An 18186-nucleotide genomic window follows, 5' to 3' on the forward strand; every position below is an offset into this window, starting at 1 on the left:
GTTAGCGGGTGAACGCGGCGGCGTTGCCCGCGTCGACATTGAGGATGTTACCAGTGCTCTTGCCCGCCTTGCTGCTCGACAGGAAATAAACGGCCTCGGCGATGTCCTCGGGCAGCACGCTCAGCTTGAGCATGCTGCGCTTGCGGTAGAACTCCTCGACATCGTCGGACTCGATCTTGTTCGATGCGGCGCGCTCCTCCTTCCACTTGCCGTCCCAGATGCGCGAGCCGCGGATCACCGCGTCCGGATTGACGACGTTGACGCGGATGCCGTGCGGGGCGCCCTCGAGCGCGATGCAGCGGGCCAGGTGGATCTCGGCCGCCTTGGCGGTGCAGTAGGCCGCGGCGCCGGCCGACGCCACCAGGCCGTTTTTGCTGGCCACAAACACCATGCTGCCGCCGAGCTTTTGCTGCTTCATGACGCGGAAGGCGCTGCGCCCAACCAGGAAGTAACCCGTGACCAGGATGTCCTGGTTGCGCTGCCAGATCGCCAGCGTGGTTTCCTCGAGCGGCGCCGAGGAGGCGATGCCGGCGTTCGAGACCAGCAGGTCGACGCCTCCGAAGCACAGCGCGGTCTCGTTCAGGATGGCCTCGACGTCCTGCTCGTTCGTGATGTTGGCGCGGAACGCCTTGACGCTGTCCTTGCCGGCCACCTTGACGAGTGACTGGCAGGCCTGCTCGAGCGCCTCGCTGTCGATATCGGTGAGCATCACGCAGGCGCCCTCCTGGATCAACTGGCGCGCCACGGCCTGGCCGATGCCCCCCGCCCCGCCCGTCACGAGCGCGATGCGGCCCGCCAGGCTTTTTGGCTTCGGCATGCGTTGCAGCTTGGCCTCCTCGAGCAGCCAGTATTCGATGTCGAAGGCCTCTTGTTCGGGCAGGCCGACATAGGTGTCGACGCCGTTGGCGCCGCGCATCACATTGATCGCATTGACGTAGAACTCGCCGGCGATGCGCGCCGTGGCCTTGTCCTTGGCGAACGAGAGCATGCCCACGCCGGGGATCAGGTAGATGATGGGGTTGGCGTCGCGCACCGCCGGGCTGTTGTCGCGCTTGCAGCGGGTGTGGTACGCGACATAATCGGCGCGGTATTGTTCCAGCGCCACGTCGAGGCCGGCCACCATGCCGTCGAAATCGGGGGCGGTCGGATCGAAATCGATCACGAATGGACGGATTTTGGTGCGCAGGAAATGGTCGGGGCAGGACGTGCCGAGCGCGGCCAGCGCGTCGAGGTCCTCGCTGCAGACGAATTCCAACACCGCCGCGCTGTCGTCAAAATGGCCGAGCTTGTATTCGTCCTGACTGATCTTCCCGCGCAGCAAAGGCATCAGGCGTGCGGCCAGCGCGCTGCGCTCGGTGGCCGGCAATTCGGCGATCCTGGCGCCGCCGAACGCCGGCTGCTTGCTGTTTTGCCCGAGCCAGTCGCCGGCGCGCTTGATGATCGCCAACGTCGTCTCGTAGCAGGACTTGGCGCAATCGCCCCAGGTGAACAGGCCGTGGCCCTCGAGGATGATGCCTTTCAATCCGGGCTGCGCCTTCGACAGCGCCTCGAGCTTGAGGCCGAGGTCGTAACCGGGGCGCTGCCACGGCAGCCAGCCCAGTTCGCCACCGAAAATGGTGGCTGTCAGCGACTCGCTGTTCTTGCAGGCGGCGATCGCGATCACCGAGTCCGGGTGCATGTGGTCGACATGCTTGCGCGCGATGTAGGCGTGCAGCGGGGTGTCGATGCTGGCCGCGCGCGGGTTGAGGTTGAAGGTGCAATGCGGCAGGTAGGCCACCATCTCGTCCTCGTCCTCGAGCGCGAGGCCGCGGTAGCGCTGCTTGAGCGCGTGCAGCTTGTCCATGTAAAGGGTCGAGAAACCGTCGAGCTTAATGCTGCCAAGGTCGCCGCCCGAGCCTTTGACCCACAGCACCTCGACCGGCAGGCCGGTGAGGGTGTCGTCCATCTCGATCTTGGCCGAGGTGTTGCCGCCGCCGAAGTTTGTGATGCGCAGGTCCGAGCCGAGCAGGTTGGAGCGGTACAGCAGCAACTCCGGCTCGCTCAGGGTCGCGGCGTGCGCCTCGTCCCACAGGGATGCGATCGGTTGTTGCTCGGTGTTGTGGTGCATTGCGGTCATTCGGGTCTCCGTCTGTGAATGGAATATTGCTAAGCCGCTCTGTTGACCAAGGCACGAAAGGGATCAGGGCGGCGATGTCGTTCAGTAGAAGACACGGCGCCGTTTCAGTCAACGATCAATCAATCAGTTGAGTGATCGAAGCGGAAATAATCAGTATGTTGATTGCTTCCGAAGGCCGCCTCGAGCACGGCACTGTCGCCAGAATTCTGGCCGTCCATGCAAAGCGGCCATCATGCCCGACGATCGTTTTCCGCTACACTGGGCGATTCAGGAAAGCAAAGTTCCAACCGAAAGCAGGCCGGACATAAAAAAGCGAAGCATGATTATTGTCGATCCGGTGTTCTACGCGGTGGCCATCCCGGCGGTGCTGTTGTCGGGCATTTCAAAGGGCGGATTCGGGAGCGCCCTTGGCGGCATCGGCGTGCCGCTCATGGCGCTGGCGATCTCGCCGCTGCAAGCTGCCGCGATCCTGCTGCCGGTGCTGTGCTTCATGGATTTGGTGGGCCTGCGCGTGTATTACAAAAAATGGGACAGCGCCAATTTGCGGATCATGCTGCCCGGCGCGCTGCTGGGCATCGCGCTCGGCACGGTCACCTTCGGCATGCTCAGCGAAAACGCGGTCCGCATCCTGATCGGCACCATCGCCGTCGCATTCACGCTCAACACCTGGTTCGGCTTTGGCGCCCGGCAAAGTCCGGCCGGCCGCTCGCTCGCCAAGGGGACGTTCTGGTCGGCCGTGTCGGGCCTGACGAGCTTTCTCGCGCACGCGGGCGGGCCGCCGGCCATGGTCTACATGCTGCCGCAACGTCTCGACAAAACCACCTATGTGGCCACGATCAGCCTGTTCTTCACGGCCGTCAACGCCGTCAAACTGGTCCCGTACGCGTGGCTCGGCCAATTGTCGCTCGCCAACCTGAGCACCTCGCTGATGCTGGCGCCGCTGGTGCCGCTTGGCGTCTGGCTCGGTCTGTGGCTGCAGAACCGCATCAACCTCACATGGTTCTACCGGATCGCGCAAACGTGCCTGCTGGCGACCGGACTGCAACTGGTCTACCAAGGGTTGGGCATGATCGTCTGAGGCACCTGACCTCCGGTACGAACGGACTGGACGGCGGCACTGCAATACTCGAAGAGCAGTTTGTGAACGAGGTGAAAAGGTGCGCAAGCAAAAGTCGCACCACTGGTGCGACTAATTCTGGAGCCAAAAGACCGGAAAACGCGGGCTATCTCGTAAAGACTTCTTGCAATGTTTGCAGGGTCAAATCCAGTGAAATTTTGTTCAAAGCGCCGAGCTTCGAAATTAGTCTCACCTTGTCAATTGCGCGCATCTGGTCAAGCAAAATCAGACCCTTCTTCCCACCATGGATCACCGGTATACGAAACGGCGCAGCGCGACTGCCGGTCGTCATTGGCGCGATGATCGCTGTACGCAAAAAATCGTGAATTTCAGGTGGCGAAATGATCACGCAGGGACGCGCTTTCTTTATCTCGCTGCCAACTGTCGGATCGAGATTGACAAGCCAAATATCGCCGCGGACTACCACTGGAGTTCCGCATCGTCAACGTTGCTAAAATCAGGCATGACGAGCGCGTCGTCTCCATGCTTAGCGAGTTCTTCGCTTGCCTCCGCCCAACCGCTACGCACAGGTTTGGACGGCGCACGCACGATGAGCGCGCCGTCTTGGATGCTAACTTCGGCCTCAGTGTCCAGTCCAAGCTGCTGAAGCATGGAAGTGGGGATAATCATTCCTTTCGAATTGCCAATACGGCGGATTGCAATACGCATTGTGTACCTCCATCTACGGCGTACGCCGCGCAATCAAAAACAATGTTATAACACGTTTTTGAATGCCGGATATTTGCGCGAACGAACGAAACGCCTAGCCCCCAAAGGCATAGGAAGCCATTGGCACCTTCATAACGTGGTCGACAAAGACGGCCGTTCCCTTGTCGGCGCCGGCAGCGCCCGCGACCACCATGAGCGGAATGAGATGGTCTTCGCGCGGGTGCGCCAGCCGCGCGCCGGGGGCGGACTCCCACTCGGCCAGCATCCGGTCCCGCACGGCGCCGTCGGACTGTTCGATCGCGCTATCAAGATAGTTCCCGAACGCCTCGGCGACCGGCGTCGATTCATCGCGGCCGAACCCGCGCATATTGTGGTACGTGAGCCCGCTGCCGATGATCAGCACGCCTTCGTCGCGCAGCGGCTGCAGTGCCTGGCCGACGCGAATGTGCTCCCGCGGGTCGTAACTCGACTTCATCGACAACAACACGACCGGCACGTCGGCATCGGGATACATGAGTCCCAAGGGGACAAACGTGCCGTGGTCAAAGCCGCGCCGGGCGTCCTCGCCCGTCTCGATGCCCGCCCCCTCCAGCAGCGCGCGCACGCGCTGCGCCAGCTGTGGCGAGCCAGGCGCCGGATATTGGATGCGGTAGGTGTGCGAGGGAAATCCCGAATAATCGTACTCCATCGGCGGACGCTCCGCCGTGGAGACGGTGAACACATCGGACTCCCAATGTCCCGTGATGACCAGCACCGCCTTCGGCCGCGCGGGCAAGCGCGCGGGAAGCGCCTTGAACTCGCGTTCGGTCGTTGCATATTGCTGCTTCATGTCGTCGACATACGGCCATGGGCCGCCGCCGTGGGACAGGAAAAAAACCGGCATCCTGCCTGCGCTGTCTTGGGTGCTAAGGGTGGTGTGGCTAGTCATGATCGGCCTCGCTCCTGGAATGATAAATCAACGTCACTTACCCACTATAAAGGCGCGCCGCGCAAACCACTAGACGGTTGAATATGCAATCACTATCCATCACGATGCACAATCCTAGCGAGCGTTCACCAGGTCCAGGGCGATCCGGATGAAGGACTGTACTTTTGGCGAGGCATACTTTTTTCCAGGATAGACAAAATGGAAGTCGCCGACGGTTTTCGTCGTCCATTTCGGCAGGACGGAAACCAGTGTGCCGGTGGCCGCCGGGTCGGCGCCCAGAAAGTCGGGCAGCCATCCGATGCCCTCGCCGAGCAGCAGCATCGCACGGATGGTTTCAAAATCGTCGGTCACAACCCGGCTCGCGACCGGAATCTGTTCCTCGGTCTTGCCATCGGTCATGGTCATCGTCTTCAACACCGACAGTCCAAGCAGGCGATGCTTGGCCAAGTCACGCGGATGGCGCACCGCACCCGCGTCCTTAAGATACGACGGCGAGGCCCACAAATTGGTCTTGAGCGCGAAGAACCGCTTGGCGATCAGGGTGGAATCCTTGAGCCTGCCTGCCCGGATAGCCAGGTCGATGCCTTCGCCGACCAGATCCGTGACACTGTTCGAGAGCAGCAATTCGACGCTGGTGCCCGGGTATTGCTGGAGATAGGCACGGGTGATCTTTGGCAGCTAAGTGTGCCCCAGGTCGACCGGCGCCGTTACACGAAGCAAACCTGAGGGACTGTCTCTGGCCGACAGCAGCGCGGACTCGCCCAGTTCGATCTCACGGACCGCATTGGCGCAGTGGCGGAAGTACTGCTCGCCGGCCTCGGTCACATACAGCTTGCGCGTGGTGCGCTGGATCAGGATCACGCCGAGTCGCTTTTCGAGTGCGGCCACTTTCGCGCTGACCGTCGTCTTCGGCATACCCAACAATCTCGCCGCGCCAGAAAAACTGCCCGCCTCCACCACTTTCACATAGACAGCAATCGCATCGAGGTCCATCGCATTATCCCGTATCTGGCACAGTAATTTCCAACTTTACCATCCAGCCCACACGATTGGGCGACCGAAGCGGTCAATGCCTTGGCCTTGCGTTGGCGAGCGCGTTCAAGCCTGCAGCCGCATCCCGGCATCGGCTTGCAGCGCGCGCTTGACATGCTCGAGATGCTCCGCGGCCAGCGGCGCGCCCCGGCGCGAGTCCTGCAAGGCCATGTGCCAGTGGCCGACCACGGCCATCAGCTCGGCCGCGTCCGCGGCGCGCCCGACGCGTTCGATCACGCCGGCGCCGAGCAGCCCGAGGTGGGTCTGTGCGGTCGTGGTCATGAACTCCTTGACCTGGCCGATCACGCGCGCATCCTGCGTCAGGCCATGGCCGGCACGCACCTGCGCAGCCGGCTTGGCTTGCTGCGGCGGCGCCTTCGGAACGAGTTGCAAGGCGGCCACCATCGCGCCTTGCGGCGTCAAGGGTGCGACCAGCGCCAGTTTCAACAGCGCACCGAGCATTTCGTCCAACTGCTGGCGCATCGGCGCTCCGCCATTCAACGCCGCGAGCGTGGCGACATCTTTTTTCCCATCGATGTGAATCAACACGCTGCGCTCGCGCAGGGACAACTGGTGGTGCCGTCCGCTCACTTCGGCACGCCCTTTTTCGGTTTTGACAAATACCATGCCGTCACTGCGGGTTGCCGGTTTTTGCATCGCACACTCCATTCGATTCGATGATGTGCAACTTAAACGATTGTTGTGACGCCAGCATGTCGCGGCACGTTTTGTCCGCATTTCGCCATGCTCCAAGACAAGTTTTCAAACATTCATCATCGCGTCACAATGTTCCATTAAGCTCAAGGCTTCGCCGACGGGGGCTCCCGCCAAACCTGTGCGCGCTTGGGTCTGCTTGTTTTGGTTTCATCAGGGATTCACCATCGGCAACCGCCAAAGGGCATTCATGATGTTGCAGTCACGGTTAAGAAAAATAATCGATCAACAAAATCTCACCGCGTTATTTCAACCGATCATCCATATGCAATCGGGCGAGATCATCGGTTACGAAGGACTCATCAGGGGCCCCTCCGACAGCCCCCTGCATTCGCCGCTGAACCTGTTCAAGGTCGCGCTGGCGGCGAACCTGAGCGTCGAGGTCGAGCATCTGTGCCGCAAGGTGGTGATCGAACACTTCGCGCAGATGAACCTGCCGGGCAAGCTGTTCCTCAATGTCAGCCCGGAATGCCTGCTGTATCCAAATATGAAGCATGGCGAGACGCTCGACTACATCCAGCAGTTCGGCATCAGCCCCGAGCGTGTCATCATCGAATTGACGGAAAGCCAGCCGACCTACGACTACGAACTGCTCGGCAAGGCCGTGGCGCACTACAGCGCGATGGGTTTCGAGATCGCCATCGACGACCTCGGCGAGGGGTTCTCCAGCCTGCGCCTGTGGTCCGAGTTGCGCCCGGCCTACGTCAAAATCGACATGCACTTCATCCAGGGGATCAACCTGGACAAGGTCAAGCTGCAATTCGTGCGCTCCATCCAGCAAATCGCGGAGGCCACGGGCACCCTCGTCATTGCCGAGGGAATCGAGACGCAGGCCGAGTTGTTGATGGTCCGCGACCTCGGCATCGCGTGCGGCCAGGGCTACCACATCGGGCGGCCATGCAACGAACCGGCCACGCAGGTGTCGCGCGAGATCGCACAGACGCTCGGCTACCACGGGGTCGCCGTCTACCCGCAGGAAAAGATCAGCCGTCAAGGCGACGCCACGGCCCTGCGCCTGCTGCGCGTCGTGGCGCCGCTGTCGCCACAAATGAGCAACAACGAGGTCCTCGACATTTTTGTGCACGCGCCCGAACTGGAGGTCATTCCCGTGGTTGAAAACGGCTTTCCACTGGGCCTGATCACGCGGCGCAACCTGGTCGACCGCTTCGCCTTGCAATTCATGCGCGAACTCCATGGCAAAAAACCGTGCGACATGTTCATGGACCGGGCGCCCCTGATCACCGACAAACACACCAAGCTGCAGGACCTGAGCCGCCTGGTGGCCAAGGCGGACCGCCACCATCTGTTCAATGGCTTCATCATCACCGACCAGGGGCAGTATCTCGGCATGGGAACGGGCCACGACCTGATGGGCGAGATCACCGAAATGCACATGAACGCGGCGCGCTACGCCAATCCGCTGACGCAATTGCCAGGCAATGTGCCGATCAACGAACACATCGAGCGACTGCTCGAGAACGGCGCGCGTTTTTCCGCCTGCTATGTCGACCTCGATTTTTTCAAGCCGTTCAACGACGCCTTTGGCTACCGCAAGGGCGACGACGTCATCCAACGCACCGGCAAGATCCTGGAACGGCACTGCGACGGCGCGCGCGACTTTGTCGGCCATATCGGCGGCGACGACTTCTTGCTGCTGCTGCAAAGCGAGGATTGCGAGGAGCGCTACCGGGCCATCATCGCCGCGTTCGCGGCCGACATCGCCCTCCAGTTCAGCGGCAGCGACCGCGAGCGCGGCGGCTACCTCAGCGAGAACCGCTTGGGGCAAACGGTGTTAAATCCGCTGGTGACGATCTCGCTCGGCGCGCTCAGGGTCGAGCCGGGTCAATTTTGCTCGCACCACCAGATCGCGACCGCAGCCGCCGAGGCCAAACGGCAGGCCAAGCGGATCACGGGCAACAGCTTGTTCATCGACAGGCGCGCCGGTCCGTGCGCAACGGCCACGCCGGCCGTCGACGAGCGCAAGCGCGCTGCAACCGTGGCCTGCGCGCATGCCGCCGCACCACTCACCCACCACCCCTTAGGACAGATATGGCCCAGTCTCCAAAACTGAAAAAACTTGCGGCAACGCCCGCCTTGCCGCTCGCGGCACATGGCACACCAAGCGTCGCGGCAAGCCGACCGCGCAGGCGCGCGAAAGCCGTGCCGATTGCGCCACAGGTTGATGTCGCGGAAACGTGCGCGATGCCGACGGCGCAACCGGCACCCGCGGCCAAGCAAGCCGGTACCGGCAAGCTGCGCCTTGTCAGCCGCAACGTCGCCATGTCGGCGGCCGAGTACGCGGTGCTGGCGGAGGTGAAAGAGGCTTGCGGCGCCGCCGGCTTCCCCGTCAAGAAGGGCGAGTTGCTGCGCATCGGCATCGCCTTGCTCACGTCGCTGCCGCTGGCAAGTCTTCAAACCGCCATGGCAGACCTGCCAACGCTCAAGTCCCGAACCGCGAAGAAAAAATAGGCAAGATGCCGGGTGGAGACCCCACCCGCTTCGCCGGCGCGCGGGCGGCTCCCGGCGCCGGCGGCGTGTGCACCATCAGGCCGCGCGGGCCGACGAAAACGCCAGCGCGGTTTGCCTTGCCCGGCGCGGCCTGACAGCCGATATTGACGCCGGCGCGACGTTGCGGGCCGACGCCGGCGCGCTTGCGATGCTGAAAAAACTGATCGTGTCGGCAAGTTCCGCCGCCTGCACCTGCATCGCCGCCGCCGCGGCCGCCGCCTGCTCGACCAGGGCCGCGTTTTGCTGGGTGACCGTGTCCATGTCGGCGATGGCGGCGTTCACTTGCGTGATGCTGCGTTCCTGCTCGCCGCTGGCGGCGCTGATGCCGGCCATGATCGCCGTGACCTCCGTGACGCTGCGCAATATTTCGGCCATCGTGGTGCCGGCCGCCTCGGCCAGCACGGCGCCGTGCGCGATCTTGAGGGTCGAGTCGGCGATGAGCTGTTTGATCTCGCGCGCCGCGCCCGCCGAGCGCTGGGCCAGCGCCCTCACCTCGGCCGCGACGACGGCGAAACCGCGGCCGTGCTCGCCCGCCCGCGCGGCCTCGACGGCGGCGTTGAGCGCGAGGATGTTCGTCTGGAAGGCGATGCCGTCGATCACGCTGGTGATTTCGCCGATTTCCTTGCCGTACACGTGGATGGTCGCCATGGTGCTCACCACCTCCGAGACGGCCTGCCCGCCCTTGCGCGCGACGGCCGACGCCGACAGCGCCAGCGTGTTGCCGGCGCGCGCGCTGGCGCTGTTGCTCGCCACCACGCCGGTCAGCTCCTCCATCGAGGCGGCGGTCTGCTGCAGCGCGCTGGCCTGGCATTCGGTGCGTCCCGACAGGTCGTTGTTGCCGGCGGCGATTTCGCGCGACGCCAGGTCGACCGCATGGGCGCCCTCGTGCACCGTGCCCACAATGGTGGCCAGGCGGGCCGTCATCGCGCTCAGGGCGTCGAACAACTGGCCGATCTCGTCGCCCCTGCCGTGCACGATCGCCGCGCCCAGCTTGCCCCGGGCGACATCCTTGGCGAGCCGGACCGCGCGCCGCAACGGAACCGCGATGCTCGACGTCAGGCGCCACGACAGCAGCGCGCCGATGGCGACCGCGCCCAGCCCCATGCCAAGCAACAGCGCGCGGCTGTAACCGAACTGGCTCGCCGCGTTGGCGGCCAGCCCCTGCGCCTGCTGCGACTGGAACTTGAGCGACGCCTGCATCGCCCCGGCATAGGCCGAGAACGCCGGCTGCAGGCGTTTGTCGACCAGCGCCTCGACCTCGATCGTGCGTCCCTGGTCCTTCCACATGATTGCCTGCCCGCGCAGCGGCAGATAGGCGTTGCGGCGCTCGGCCACGGTGCGCATCAACGCCCTCTCTTGCTGGGAGTGCGGCATCCGCGCCAGCGCCGCCTCGATCCGCGCCTGCGCCGATTCCCCCTCGGCCAGCCGGGCCTTGAGGTAGTCCCCCAGCTCGACGCTGTCGCTGCGCGCGATTGCGACGGCGTAGACGCCATTGAGCCTGGCCGCGCCGAGTTGCTCGGAGATGAGCAACTGTTTGGCCAGGCTATCGTTGACCAGCACCGACATGGCGCCCTCGGCGCTGTGCTGGCGCCACAGCGCGATCGTGGTCATGGCCACCATGATCAGCAGGACGACGGAGAACGAGGCGAACACGCGGACGCCGGTGGTGATGCGCGGGATTTTCATTATGTGGGCAAGGCCAAAGGAGGATTGTTTGAAACGAACTCAACAGACCCATTTTGCCTGCCGCGCGTGACCGCTTCGTGACAGCGAGGCGACGCATGGCCGTGCCGGGCCTGCCGGAGTCGCGCTTCAAGGGTTGAGCCGTTGTCAGCGCGCCCCGCCCGCGCGCTTGGCCTGCGAGGCGCCGATGGCCGCGTCGAGAAACTTGCCGATCTCGGCGAGCGCCTCGCGCGCCTCGGGCAGCTCCGGATTGAAGAGGTGCCAGACGTGCAAGGTGTTGTTCCAGGTCTGCAGCTCGACGGGCGAGCCCGCCGCCCTGGCGCGATTGGTGTAGCGCACCGCGTCGTCGAACAGCATCTCGGTCTCGCTGGCATGCACCAGCGTCGGCGGCAGCTTGGACAGGTCGCCGAACACCGGCGAGATCACCGGATCGCGCGGATTGATCCCCGTCTGGAGGTAGGTCCCCCACAGCGTGACGGCCTGCGGCAGCTTGGCGACGATGCCGAACGCCGGTCCCAGCATGGCGTCGCTGTGGACGTTCCTTGACATGCTCGGGCTCGAGAGGGTGGCGTCGGTCGACGGCGACAGGACGACGGCGGCGTCGGCCGCGCGCAGCCCCTGGTCGCGCGTCCAGGCCAGCAGCGCCAGGGCCAGCGAGGCGCCGGCCGAATCGCCGGCGACGAACACCGTCTGCGCCGGCCCCGCGCCACCGGGTCCGTTGTCGAGCATCCAGCGGTAGGCCGCCCGGCTGTCCTCGATGCCCGCCATGCGCGGGTGCTCGGGCATCAGGCGGTAGTCGAGCGCCAGCACGGCGCCGCCGGTCAACTCCGAAAAACGCTCGGTCAGGGTGCGGTGGCTGGCCGGGCTGCCGACCGTGAACGCGCCGCCGTGGAGGTACAAGGTGCGGCGCGCGGGGTCGGCGCCGGGGGCCAGCACCCATTCGCCCGCCACCGGGCCGCCCGCCAGCCTGGTGATGGTCGCGCGCGGCGTCCGGTCGGCGAACATGCGGTCGATCTGTTTGCGCATCGCGGCCAGGCGACGTTCCTTGGGCAGCTCCCTGACCGCCTCGCCGATCTTGCCCAACCTGGCCAGCGCGGCCGGCAGTTCGGCGCTGGGCGCGCGGGCCGAGGCGAAGCGCTCGCCCTTGTCGGTGTCGAATTGCGCCAGGCTGGGGCCGCGCATGAACAGCATCGGGATCGCCCACAGCGCGACGATAATGGCGAGCACCGCCAGCACGAAGGCGATCAGGGCGGTCCGGTTGGACTGGCGACCGGAGGCGCCGGGCGGGCGGTGCGGCTGGGTGTTTTTCATGGCTTCCCTCGGGGGATGGATGCGGCGGCGGTCGGGCGAACCTAAACCAGGCCGACGCTCAATTGCGAGGCGACCGACTCGGTCAGTTCGGCGGCCATCGCGACCGCCTCCGGGTTGTTGCGCATGACTTCGGCGACCAGCATCTCGCACAGCATCTGCACGGCCACATAGCTGGCCGGCAGCACCGGGTGGACGGCGGACGCGAACAGGCGCAGGTCGGCCTCGCTCGCCAGCGGCGCCGCCTGCGAATCGACGATGACGAGCACCTTGGCGCCGCGCTCGCGCGCGTAGCGCGCCAAATCGACGGTCGCGATCGAGTAGCGCGGCAGGCTGATGGCGATCAGGACGTCGCCCTTGCCGATGGTGCTCATCCGGCTGGCGCTTTGCTCGGTGCCGCCGCTGGCGCTGAGCGCGCTGACGCTGTGGCTGTAAGGGATAAGCGCATCGACCAGCCAGCCGCACACATAGCTGGTCAGCCCGAATCCGAGCACATAAATGCGTCCGCGCGTGGCCAGCAGTTTGGCCGCCGCCTCGATGTCCTGGCGCGTGTTTGCCGTCGCCAGTTGCTCCAGGTTGGCATGTGCCATGGCCAGGTACTGCGGCGGCGCCGACTCGGCGCCGCGTCCCTGCTCGTCACGCAGCTTTTGCACCGGATCGATGGCGGCGCGCATGACCAGGGCCAGCGCGTTTTTCATCTCGGTGAAGCCGGCGAATCCGGCCGTGCGGGCAAACCGGTTGACGCTGGCGGCCGAGGTGCCGCATTCGCGCGCGATCTCCTCGATGCCGAGCATGGCCGCCTGCGCGGGATGGCGCAGCAGCCACTCGGCCACCGCGGCCAGCGCGGGCGGCGCGCCGCGCGCGGCCTCGCGTATCCGTTCGTAGGGGTGTGCCGGTGCGGCGGTGGGTGTGGACATGGTCGTCTATCTACTCGTTGCTGGTTCCCGGGTCCCAGATTGTGGGGCAACAAGCTGGGCAGCGCAAGCTGGCGCGCCCATCCTACATTGCCGCGCAGGCCTGCGCGCAAGGCAGTATGTCCATCTTCAGCCCGGAATAGCTGGTCCGCCCGCGCGCGGTGCGCACCATGCGCCCCGCGGCTGGCCGCGATACCCTCACCTCAAACCGACCAATCGTTCCCCTGCCCCCGGCCGTCCCGCGCCTGGCCATGTCGTCGACCAGGCCAGCGAGGTTGAATTGCCCGCCGCGCGGCGCGGCGGCCGGAGCGTCGGCGGCGCCCTTGGCCAGCGCCACCACCAAAGCTCCCTGGCGGTCCACGTGCAAAGTGTCGCCCGCATGCAGGTAGTGGATGCGCGCGCCGCGCACGCTGAATGCGCCGTCGGCAGCGCCGTCCGCGCTCGCAACGCGCAGGTCGACCACCCAGACGCCGCCCTCGCCGAGCACTCCCATCATGGTGCCGCCATCGGGACCGGGCCTGCCCACCACCAGCGCGGTGTTCTCGTCGACGCCAAAGCCGTAGTCCATGCCGCTGTCGGCCGCCAGCCGGGTCAGCCGGCCTTCGCGCCCGCGCTGCGAAAAATGCGAATCGAGCGGCCCGAATGGGAACAGCCCCAGGCCGCCGCCCGGATAATAGCTGCCCCTGCGTTCGGCGCCCTCTTCGACCGGAACGCCGGCCACCGCCAATCCGGTGGCGAGCGTCAGCGCCGATTCGCCGCCGGCGATCATCGGGACCGCCCGCCCGCGCCACTGCCCGCCGGCCTGCACCGCGTCGCCGGCGCTGCTGCCGGCGACCACCAGTTGGCCGGCGGCGTGGCGCCGCCGCAAGATCTGGAGCTGCACGCTCGGCCCATGGCGCCCCACCAGGCTGTCGAGGTGGCGCGCCTGGTTGCCGCCGCTGAAAAATATGCCGTCGATGCGTTCGAGGTCCCGGTTCAAGCCGGCCGCCTGGTCGGCGCAGGCCTGGCGCCGCCGCGCGTCGAGGTCGGGGAAGATCTGGTCCATGTGCAGGTATTGGCGGCCCGAGCCGACCTGCGCGTAGGCGCTGTAGTCGATCGCCAGGTGCGCGCAATCGCCGGCGTCGAGCGCGCGCCGCAGGCCGCCGTCGAGCGGCAGCCATACCACCTCGGCGCCGGCCGAGCGCAGCGCGCTGACATTGAGATCGTGGTCGTTGTACGGGTTGTCCGCCGAGGCGGTGACCACGCCGACCGTGGGCCGGGGCTTGCCCGACACCGCCGCCGCGGCCGCCACGAAGGCGCGGTAGATCGCCGCCGTGTCGGCGTTGGCGGCGTAGGCGGTGCTGCGCAGCTGGCGCTTGCGCGGACCGGCGGCCTGGCGTTCGACGAACACCTCGCTGGCCGCGGCCAGCAGCGGGCCGTCCGCGCCGGCGAGCACGGCGCTAAATTGCGCGGCCGAGAGCGGCCCCGCGCCCGCCTGCCGCGCCAGCGCCGGCGCCAGGCGCAGCTTGTCGGCGCGCGCCACCAGCCGTTCGGGCAGGGCGTCGAAGGCGCGCAGCGCCGCCGGCGTGACCAGATAGGTGAACGCGCGCGCCGGCACCGGGCCGAACAACACGTCCTGTTCGCGCACGCCGGCGAACGCCGGATCGCTCTGCAAGATCTCGCGCCAGGGCGCGGCGCACTGGCGCGACGGATCGGCCAGGGTGCTCGAACAATTGACCATGCCGCCGCCGATGATGATGTTGCCCACCCGGCCGATGGGGGCGCTTTGCGGCGGCGCCAACGCGCAGCCGGCCAGCGCCGCCATCACGGCCAACGTTCCCGCGGCGGCCCTCATGGCGCCACCTTTCATGGCGCCACCTTTCATGGCGCCACCTTTCATCGCGCCACCTTTCATGGCTCCACCTTAAGTGAGGATTCGTCCTCGCGGAAGATGCGGGTATGCGCCGGCGCGCCGGTGCGCAGCCAGCCGTCGCCGGCGAGCGCGCCGGCCCCGCCATGTACAGCCAAAACATAGGTCATAGAGAATTCTTTGTCATGTTAAGAAATGGAGAAAGCGGCTAAGGCCGCCCCATCGTTCGCTTGCGTAGTGTAAACGTAAATTTTCACAAATTACATTTTATGGACAAATATTTCTACCGCCAAACAAGGGTGGCGCTAGCGTCCTGCGCATTCTCGCCGAAATATTTCTGCCGAGATCTCCGCATCCCGGGATGCGGGTCGACATCGCGGGCTCAACATGGCGCCCAGGCTTGCCATTGGTGCCCTCGCCGCCATATGCTTAGGCATGATCAAACGCGCGCCCTTCGACAGCACGTGGAACAACTTCCACCCCGCCGTCGCAGCCTGGTTCGGTGCGGCCTTCCCGGCCGCGACCGAGGCGCAGTCGCGCGCCTGACCGCTGATCAAGGCCGGCCGCCCGACGCTGGTGGCCGCGCCCACCGGCTCCGGCAAGACGCTGACCGCCTTCCTGGCCGCGATCGACGCGCTGGTGGCCGAGAGCGGCGCCGCCGCCCTCCCCGACGCAACCCAGGTGCTCTATGTGTCGCCGCTCAAGGCGCTGTCGAACGACATCCGGCTCAACCTGCAAGCCCCGCTAGAGGGCATCGACCGCCAGCTCGCCGCGATGGGCCTGCCCGCGCACGGCATCCGCGCCGCCGTGCGCACCGGCGACAGCACCACCGCCGAGCGCAACGCCATGCGCAAGCGCGCCCCGCACACCTCGTGACGACGCCCGAATCGTTGTATGTGCTGCTCGGCTCAGGCAGCGGGCGCGCCATGCTCTCGACGGTGCGCACGGTGATCGTCGACGAGATCCACGCGGTGGCCGGCAGCAAGCGCGGCAGCCATCTGGCGCTCAGCCTCGAGCGGCTCGACGCCCTGTGCCCGCGGCGCCCGGTGCGGGTGGGCCTGTCGGCGACCCAAAAGCCGCTGTCGGCCGTCGCCGCCTTTTTGGTCGGCGGCGGCGGGGTCGGCCAAGACTGCGCGTTGGTCGACGTCGGCCACGCCCGCGCGCGCGACCTGGCGCTCGAACTGCCGCCGGTGCCGCTCGAGGCGGTCATGCCGAACGAGGTGTGGGAGCGCGTCTACGACCGCATGGCCGAACTGGTGGCGCTGCACCGGACCACGCTCATCTTCGTCAACACGCGCCGCATGGCCGAGCGGGTGGCGCGCCACCTGGCCGACCGGCTCGGCACGGAGCACGTGGCGGCGCACCACGGCAGCCTGGCCAAGGAGTACCGGCTGGCCGCCGAACAGCGCCTCAAGCGCGGCGAACTGCGGGTGCTGGTGGCCACCGCCTCGCTCGAACTGGGCATCGACATCGGCGACGTCGACCTGGTGTGCCAGGTCGGCTCGCCGCGCAACATCGCAGCCCTGCTGCAGCGCGTGGGCCGCTCGGGCCACCAGGTTGGCGGCATGCCCAAGGGCCGCCTGTTCCCGACCTCGCGCGACGACTTGGTCGAATGCGCCGCCCTGCTCGACTGCGTGCGGCGCGGCGAGCTCGACGCCCTGCGCATCCCAGTCGCCCGCTCGACGTGCTGGCCCAGCAGATCGTGGCAGAAGTGGCCTGCCGCGAATGGGGCGAGGACGAACTGTTCGACCTGCTGCGCCGCGCCCAGCCCTACGCGCGGCTCGAGCGGGCCAGCTACGAGGCCGTCCTGCGCATGCTCGCCGAAGGCTACAACACCCGCTTCGGCGCGCGCGGCGCCTACCTGCACCGCGACGCCGCGACACGCTCGCTGCGCGGCCGGCGCGGCGCCGCGCTCACCGCGGTCACCTCCGGCGGCACAATACCGGACAACGCCGACTACACCGTGCTGCTCGAACCGCAGGGCCACTCGGTCGGCACCGTCAACGAGGACTTCGCCATCGAGAGCCTGGCGGGCGACGTTTTCCAACTTGGCAACACGTCCTACCGCATCCTGCGGGTCGACGCCGGCAAGGTGCGGGTCGAGGACGCGCGCGGCGCCGCGCCCAACATCCCGTTCTGGCTGGGCGAGGCGCCGGGCCGCAGCGACGAACTGTCGGCCGGCGTGGCGCGCCTGCGCGCCGAGCTCGAGCAGCAGCTGTCCGCGCCGCCGGCGGCCGGCGCGGACAACGGCGCCGCCCTCGAGCGCGCCGTGGCGTGGCTCGGCGGGCACCTCGGCCTGGGCGAGGACGCCGCCCGGCAAATCACCGACTACCTGGCCCGCGCGCGCGCCGCGCTGGGCTTTCTTCCGACCCAAGACACGCTGGTCATGGAGCGCTTCTTCGACGAATCTGGCGGCATGCAACTGGTGCTGCACACGCCCTTTGGCAGCCGCATCAACCGGGCCTGGGGGCTGGCGCTGCGCAAGCGCTTCTGCCGCAGCTTCAACTTTGAATTGCAGGCCGCCGCCACCGAGGACGCGATCATCCTGTCGCTCTCGACCAGCCACAGTTTTCCGCTCGACGAGGTGTGGCGCTACCTGCGCGCGGCGAGCGCCGAGCAGGTGCTGGTGCAGGCCCTGCTCGACGCGCCATTGTTCAACGTGCGGTGGCGCTGGAACGCCACCACCGCGCTGGCCCTGCCGCGCTTTAGCGGCGGGCGCAAGGTCGCGCCCCAGTTGCAGCGCATGAAGAGCGACGACCTGCTGGCCTCGGTCTTCCCCGAGCAGGCGGCCTGCCTCGAGAACATCGTCGGCGAACGCGAACTGCCCAGCCACCCGCTGGTCGACCAGACCCTCGACGACTGCCTGCACGAGGCAATGGACAGCGAAGGCTGGCTGGCCCTGCTGCGCCGCATCGAGGCGGGCCAGGTCCGGCTGGTGGCGCGCGACCTGCCCGCGCCCTCGCCGCTGGCCGCCGAGATCCTCAACGCCCGGCCCTACGCCTTCCTCGACGACGCCCCGCTCGAGGAGCGCCGCACCCAGGCCGTCATGAGCCGGCGCTGGAGCGACCCGGCCAGCACCGACGACCTTGGCGCGCTCGACGCCGACGCCATCGCCGCGGTGGCAGACGAGGCCTGGCCGCGCGCGCGCAACGCCGACGAGGTGCAGGAGGCGCTGGTGGCGCTGGCCTGCGTCACGCACGCCGAGGCGGCGGCGCAGGACGGATGGCCCGGCTGGCTCGAAGCGCTGGCCGCGGCCGGGCGCGCCACCCGCCTGCGCGGCGCCGGCGGCGCCGACTTCTGGGTCGCGCTCGAGCGCCTCGACTGCCTGCGCGCGGCCTACCCGCAGGC

Annotated in this window: 17 protein-coding genes and 1 pseudogene; 6 read left to right on the plus strand and 12 right to left on the minus strand. The window is 66.7% G+C overall.

All coding sequences use genetic code 11. The features are described 5' to 3' along the window. Window position 1: 1 nt before the first annotated feature. Entirely contained in the window at window positions 2–2116 is a 2115-nt protein-coding gene (locus tag C7C56_RS13770; RefSeq protein WP_219933159.1) for a bifunctional rhamnulose-1-phosphate aldolase/short-chain dehydrogenase, read from the minus strand. Window positions 2117–2435: 319 nt separating this feature from the next. Here C7C56_RS13770 and C7C56_RS13775 point away from each other — a divergent pair, with 319 nt between their 5' ends. After that, window positions 2436–3194 (plus strand): sulfite exporter TauE/SafE family protein, encoded by a 759-nt coding sequence (locus C7C56_RS13775; RefSeq protein ID WP_106757953.1) that lies wholly within the window; start codon window positions 2436–2438, stop codon window positions 3192–3194. A 145-nt stretch (window positions 3195–3339) separates the two neighbouring features. Here the strand turns inward: C7C56_RS13775 and C7C56_RS13780 are convergent, their stop codons facing one another. From C7C56_RS13780 to C7C56_RS13805, 6 genes are all read right to left on the minus strand, one after another. After that, window positions 3340–3660 (minus strand): type II toxin-antitoxin system PemK/MazF family toxin, encoded by a 321-nt coding sequence (locus tag C7C56_RS13780; RefSeq protein ID WP_106757954.1) that lies wholly within the window; start codon window positions 3658–3660, stop codon window positions 3340–3342. After that, the gene (locus C7C56_RS13785) at window positions 3654–3902 is read right to left on the minus strand and encodes an AbrB/MazE/SpoVT family DNA-binding domain-containing protein (protein WP_106757955.1); all 249 of its coding nucleotides are present in this window, start codon (window positions 3900–3902) and stop codon (window positions 3654–3656) included. The genes C7C56_RS13780 and C7C56_RS13785 overlap by 7 nt, the downstream gene beginning before the upstream one ends. A gap of 94 nt (window positions 3903–3996) precedes the next feature. Then, window positions 3997–4830: a DODA-type extradiol aromatic ring-opening family dioxygenase gene (locus C7C56_RS13790; RefSeq protein WP_229458767.1), complete on the minus strand. Its 834-nt coding sequence runs from the start codon at window positions 4828–4830 to the stop codon at window positions 3997–3999. Between the two features lie 114 nt (window positions 4831–4944). Next, window positions 4945–5508: a substrate binding domain-containing protein gene (locus tag C7C56_RS13795; RefSeq protein ID WP_106757957.1), complete on the minus strand. Its 564-nt coding sequence runs from the start codon at window positions 5506–5508 to the stop codon at window positions 4945–4947. Beyond that, window positions 5509–5823: a LysR family transcriptional regulator gene (locus C7C56_RS13800; protein ID WP_106757958.1), complete on the minus strand. Its 315-nt coding sequence runs from the start codon at window positions 5821–5823 to the stop codon at window positions 5509–5511. A 105-nt stretch (window positions 5824–5928) separates the two neighbouring features. Next, window positions 5929–6519, minus strand: coding sequence for a hypothetical protein (locus tag C7C56_RS13805; RefSeq protein WP_106757959.1), 591 nt, complete (start codon window positions 6517–6519; stop codon window positions 5929–5931). Window positions 6520–6766: 247 nt separating this feature from the next. Between C7C56_RS13805 and C7C56_RS13810 the strand changes: the two genes are divergently transcribed. Then, window positions 6767–8647, plus strand: a complete 1881-nt coding sequence (locus tag C7C56_RS13810) for a GGDEF domain-containing protein (protein WP_106757960.1) — start codon at window positions 6767–6769, stop codon at window positions 8645–8647. Beyond that, complete coding sequence (locus C7C56_RS28195; RefSeq protein WP_146204477.1) at window positions 8626–9045, plus strand: hypothetical protein; 420 nt, start codon at window positions 8626–8628, stop codon at window positions 9043–9045. Before C7C56_RS13810 ends, C7C56_RS28195 begins: the two co-directional genes overlap by 22 nt. A 75-nt stretch (window positions 9046–9120) precedes the next feature. Here C7C56_RS28195 and C7C56_RS30490 read toward each other — a convergent pair whose 3' ends face one another. The 5 genes from C7C56_RS30490 to C7C56_RS30315 form a co-directional block, all read right to left on the minus strand. Then, the gene (locus tag C7C56_RS30490) at window positions 9121–10770 is read right to left on the minus strand and encodes a methyl-accepting chemotaxis protein (RefSeq protein WP_106757962.1); all 1650 of its coding nucleotides are present in this window, start codon (window positions 10768–10770) and stop codon (window positions 9121–9123) included. A gap of 144 nt (window positions 10771–10914) precedes the next feature. After that, window positions 10915–12078: an alpha/beta hydrolase fold domain-containing protein gene (locus tag C7C56_RS13825; RefSeq protein WP_106757963.1), complete on the minus strand. Its 1164-nt coding sequence runs from the start codon at window positions 12076–12078 to the stop codon at window positions 10915–10917. Between the two features lie 41 nt (window positions 12079–12119). Continuing rightward, the gene (locus tag C7C56_RS13830; protein ID WP_106757964.1) at window positions 12120–12992 is read right to left on the minus strand and encodes a MurR/RpiR family transcriptional regulator; all 873 of its coding nucleotides are present in this window, start codon (window positions 12990–12992) and stop codon (window positions 12120–12122) included. 82 nt (window positions 12993–13074) lie between these two features. Next, window positions 13075–14883 carry a type 1 glutamine amidotransferase family protein gene (locus C7C56_RS13835; protein ID WP_146204478.1) on the minus strand — a complete coding sequence of 603 codons (1809 nt, stop codon included), beginning with the start codon at window positions 14881–14883 and terminating at the stop codon, window positions 13075–13077. Then, complete coding sequence (locus tag C7C56_RS30315) at window positions 14880–15008, minus strand: hypothetical protein (protein WP_267874700.1); 129 nt, start codon at window positions 15006–15008, stop codon at window positions 14880–14882. Before C7C56_RS30315 ends, C7C56_RS13835 begins: the two co-directional genes overlap by 4 nt. Window positions 15009–15414: 406 nt before the next feature. On the opposite strand from C7C56_RS30315, the gene C7C56_RS30855 reads away from it, so the two are divergent. From C7C56_RS30855 to C7C56_RS30865, 3 genes and pseudogenes are all read left to right on the plus strand, one after another. Continuing rightward, complete coding sequence (locus tag C7C56_RS30855) at window positions 15415–15714, plus strand: DEAD/DEAH box helicase (RefSeq protein ID WP_441295173.1); 300 nt, start codon at window positions 15415–15417, stop codon at window positions 15712–15714. Then, a pseudogene (locus C7C56_RS30860) lies at window positions 15711–16328 on the plus strand (helicase-related protein); the annotation flags it as partial. The gene C7C56_RS30855 and the pseudogene C7C56_RS30860, both read left to right, overlap by 4 nt. Window positions 16329–16522: 194 nt before the next feature. Then, window positions 16523–18186: DEAD/DEAH box helicase (locus tag C7C56_RS30865; RefSeq protein WP_502506511.1), on the plus strand; the 1664-nt coding region annotated here is incomplete at its 3' end.

The sequence above is a fragment of the Massilia glaciei genome (genome assembly GCF_003011895.2).
GTDB lineage: Bacteria > Pseudomonadota > Gammaproteobacteria > Burkholderiales > Burkholderiaceae_D > Telluria_A > Telluria_A glaciei.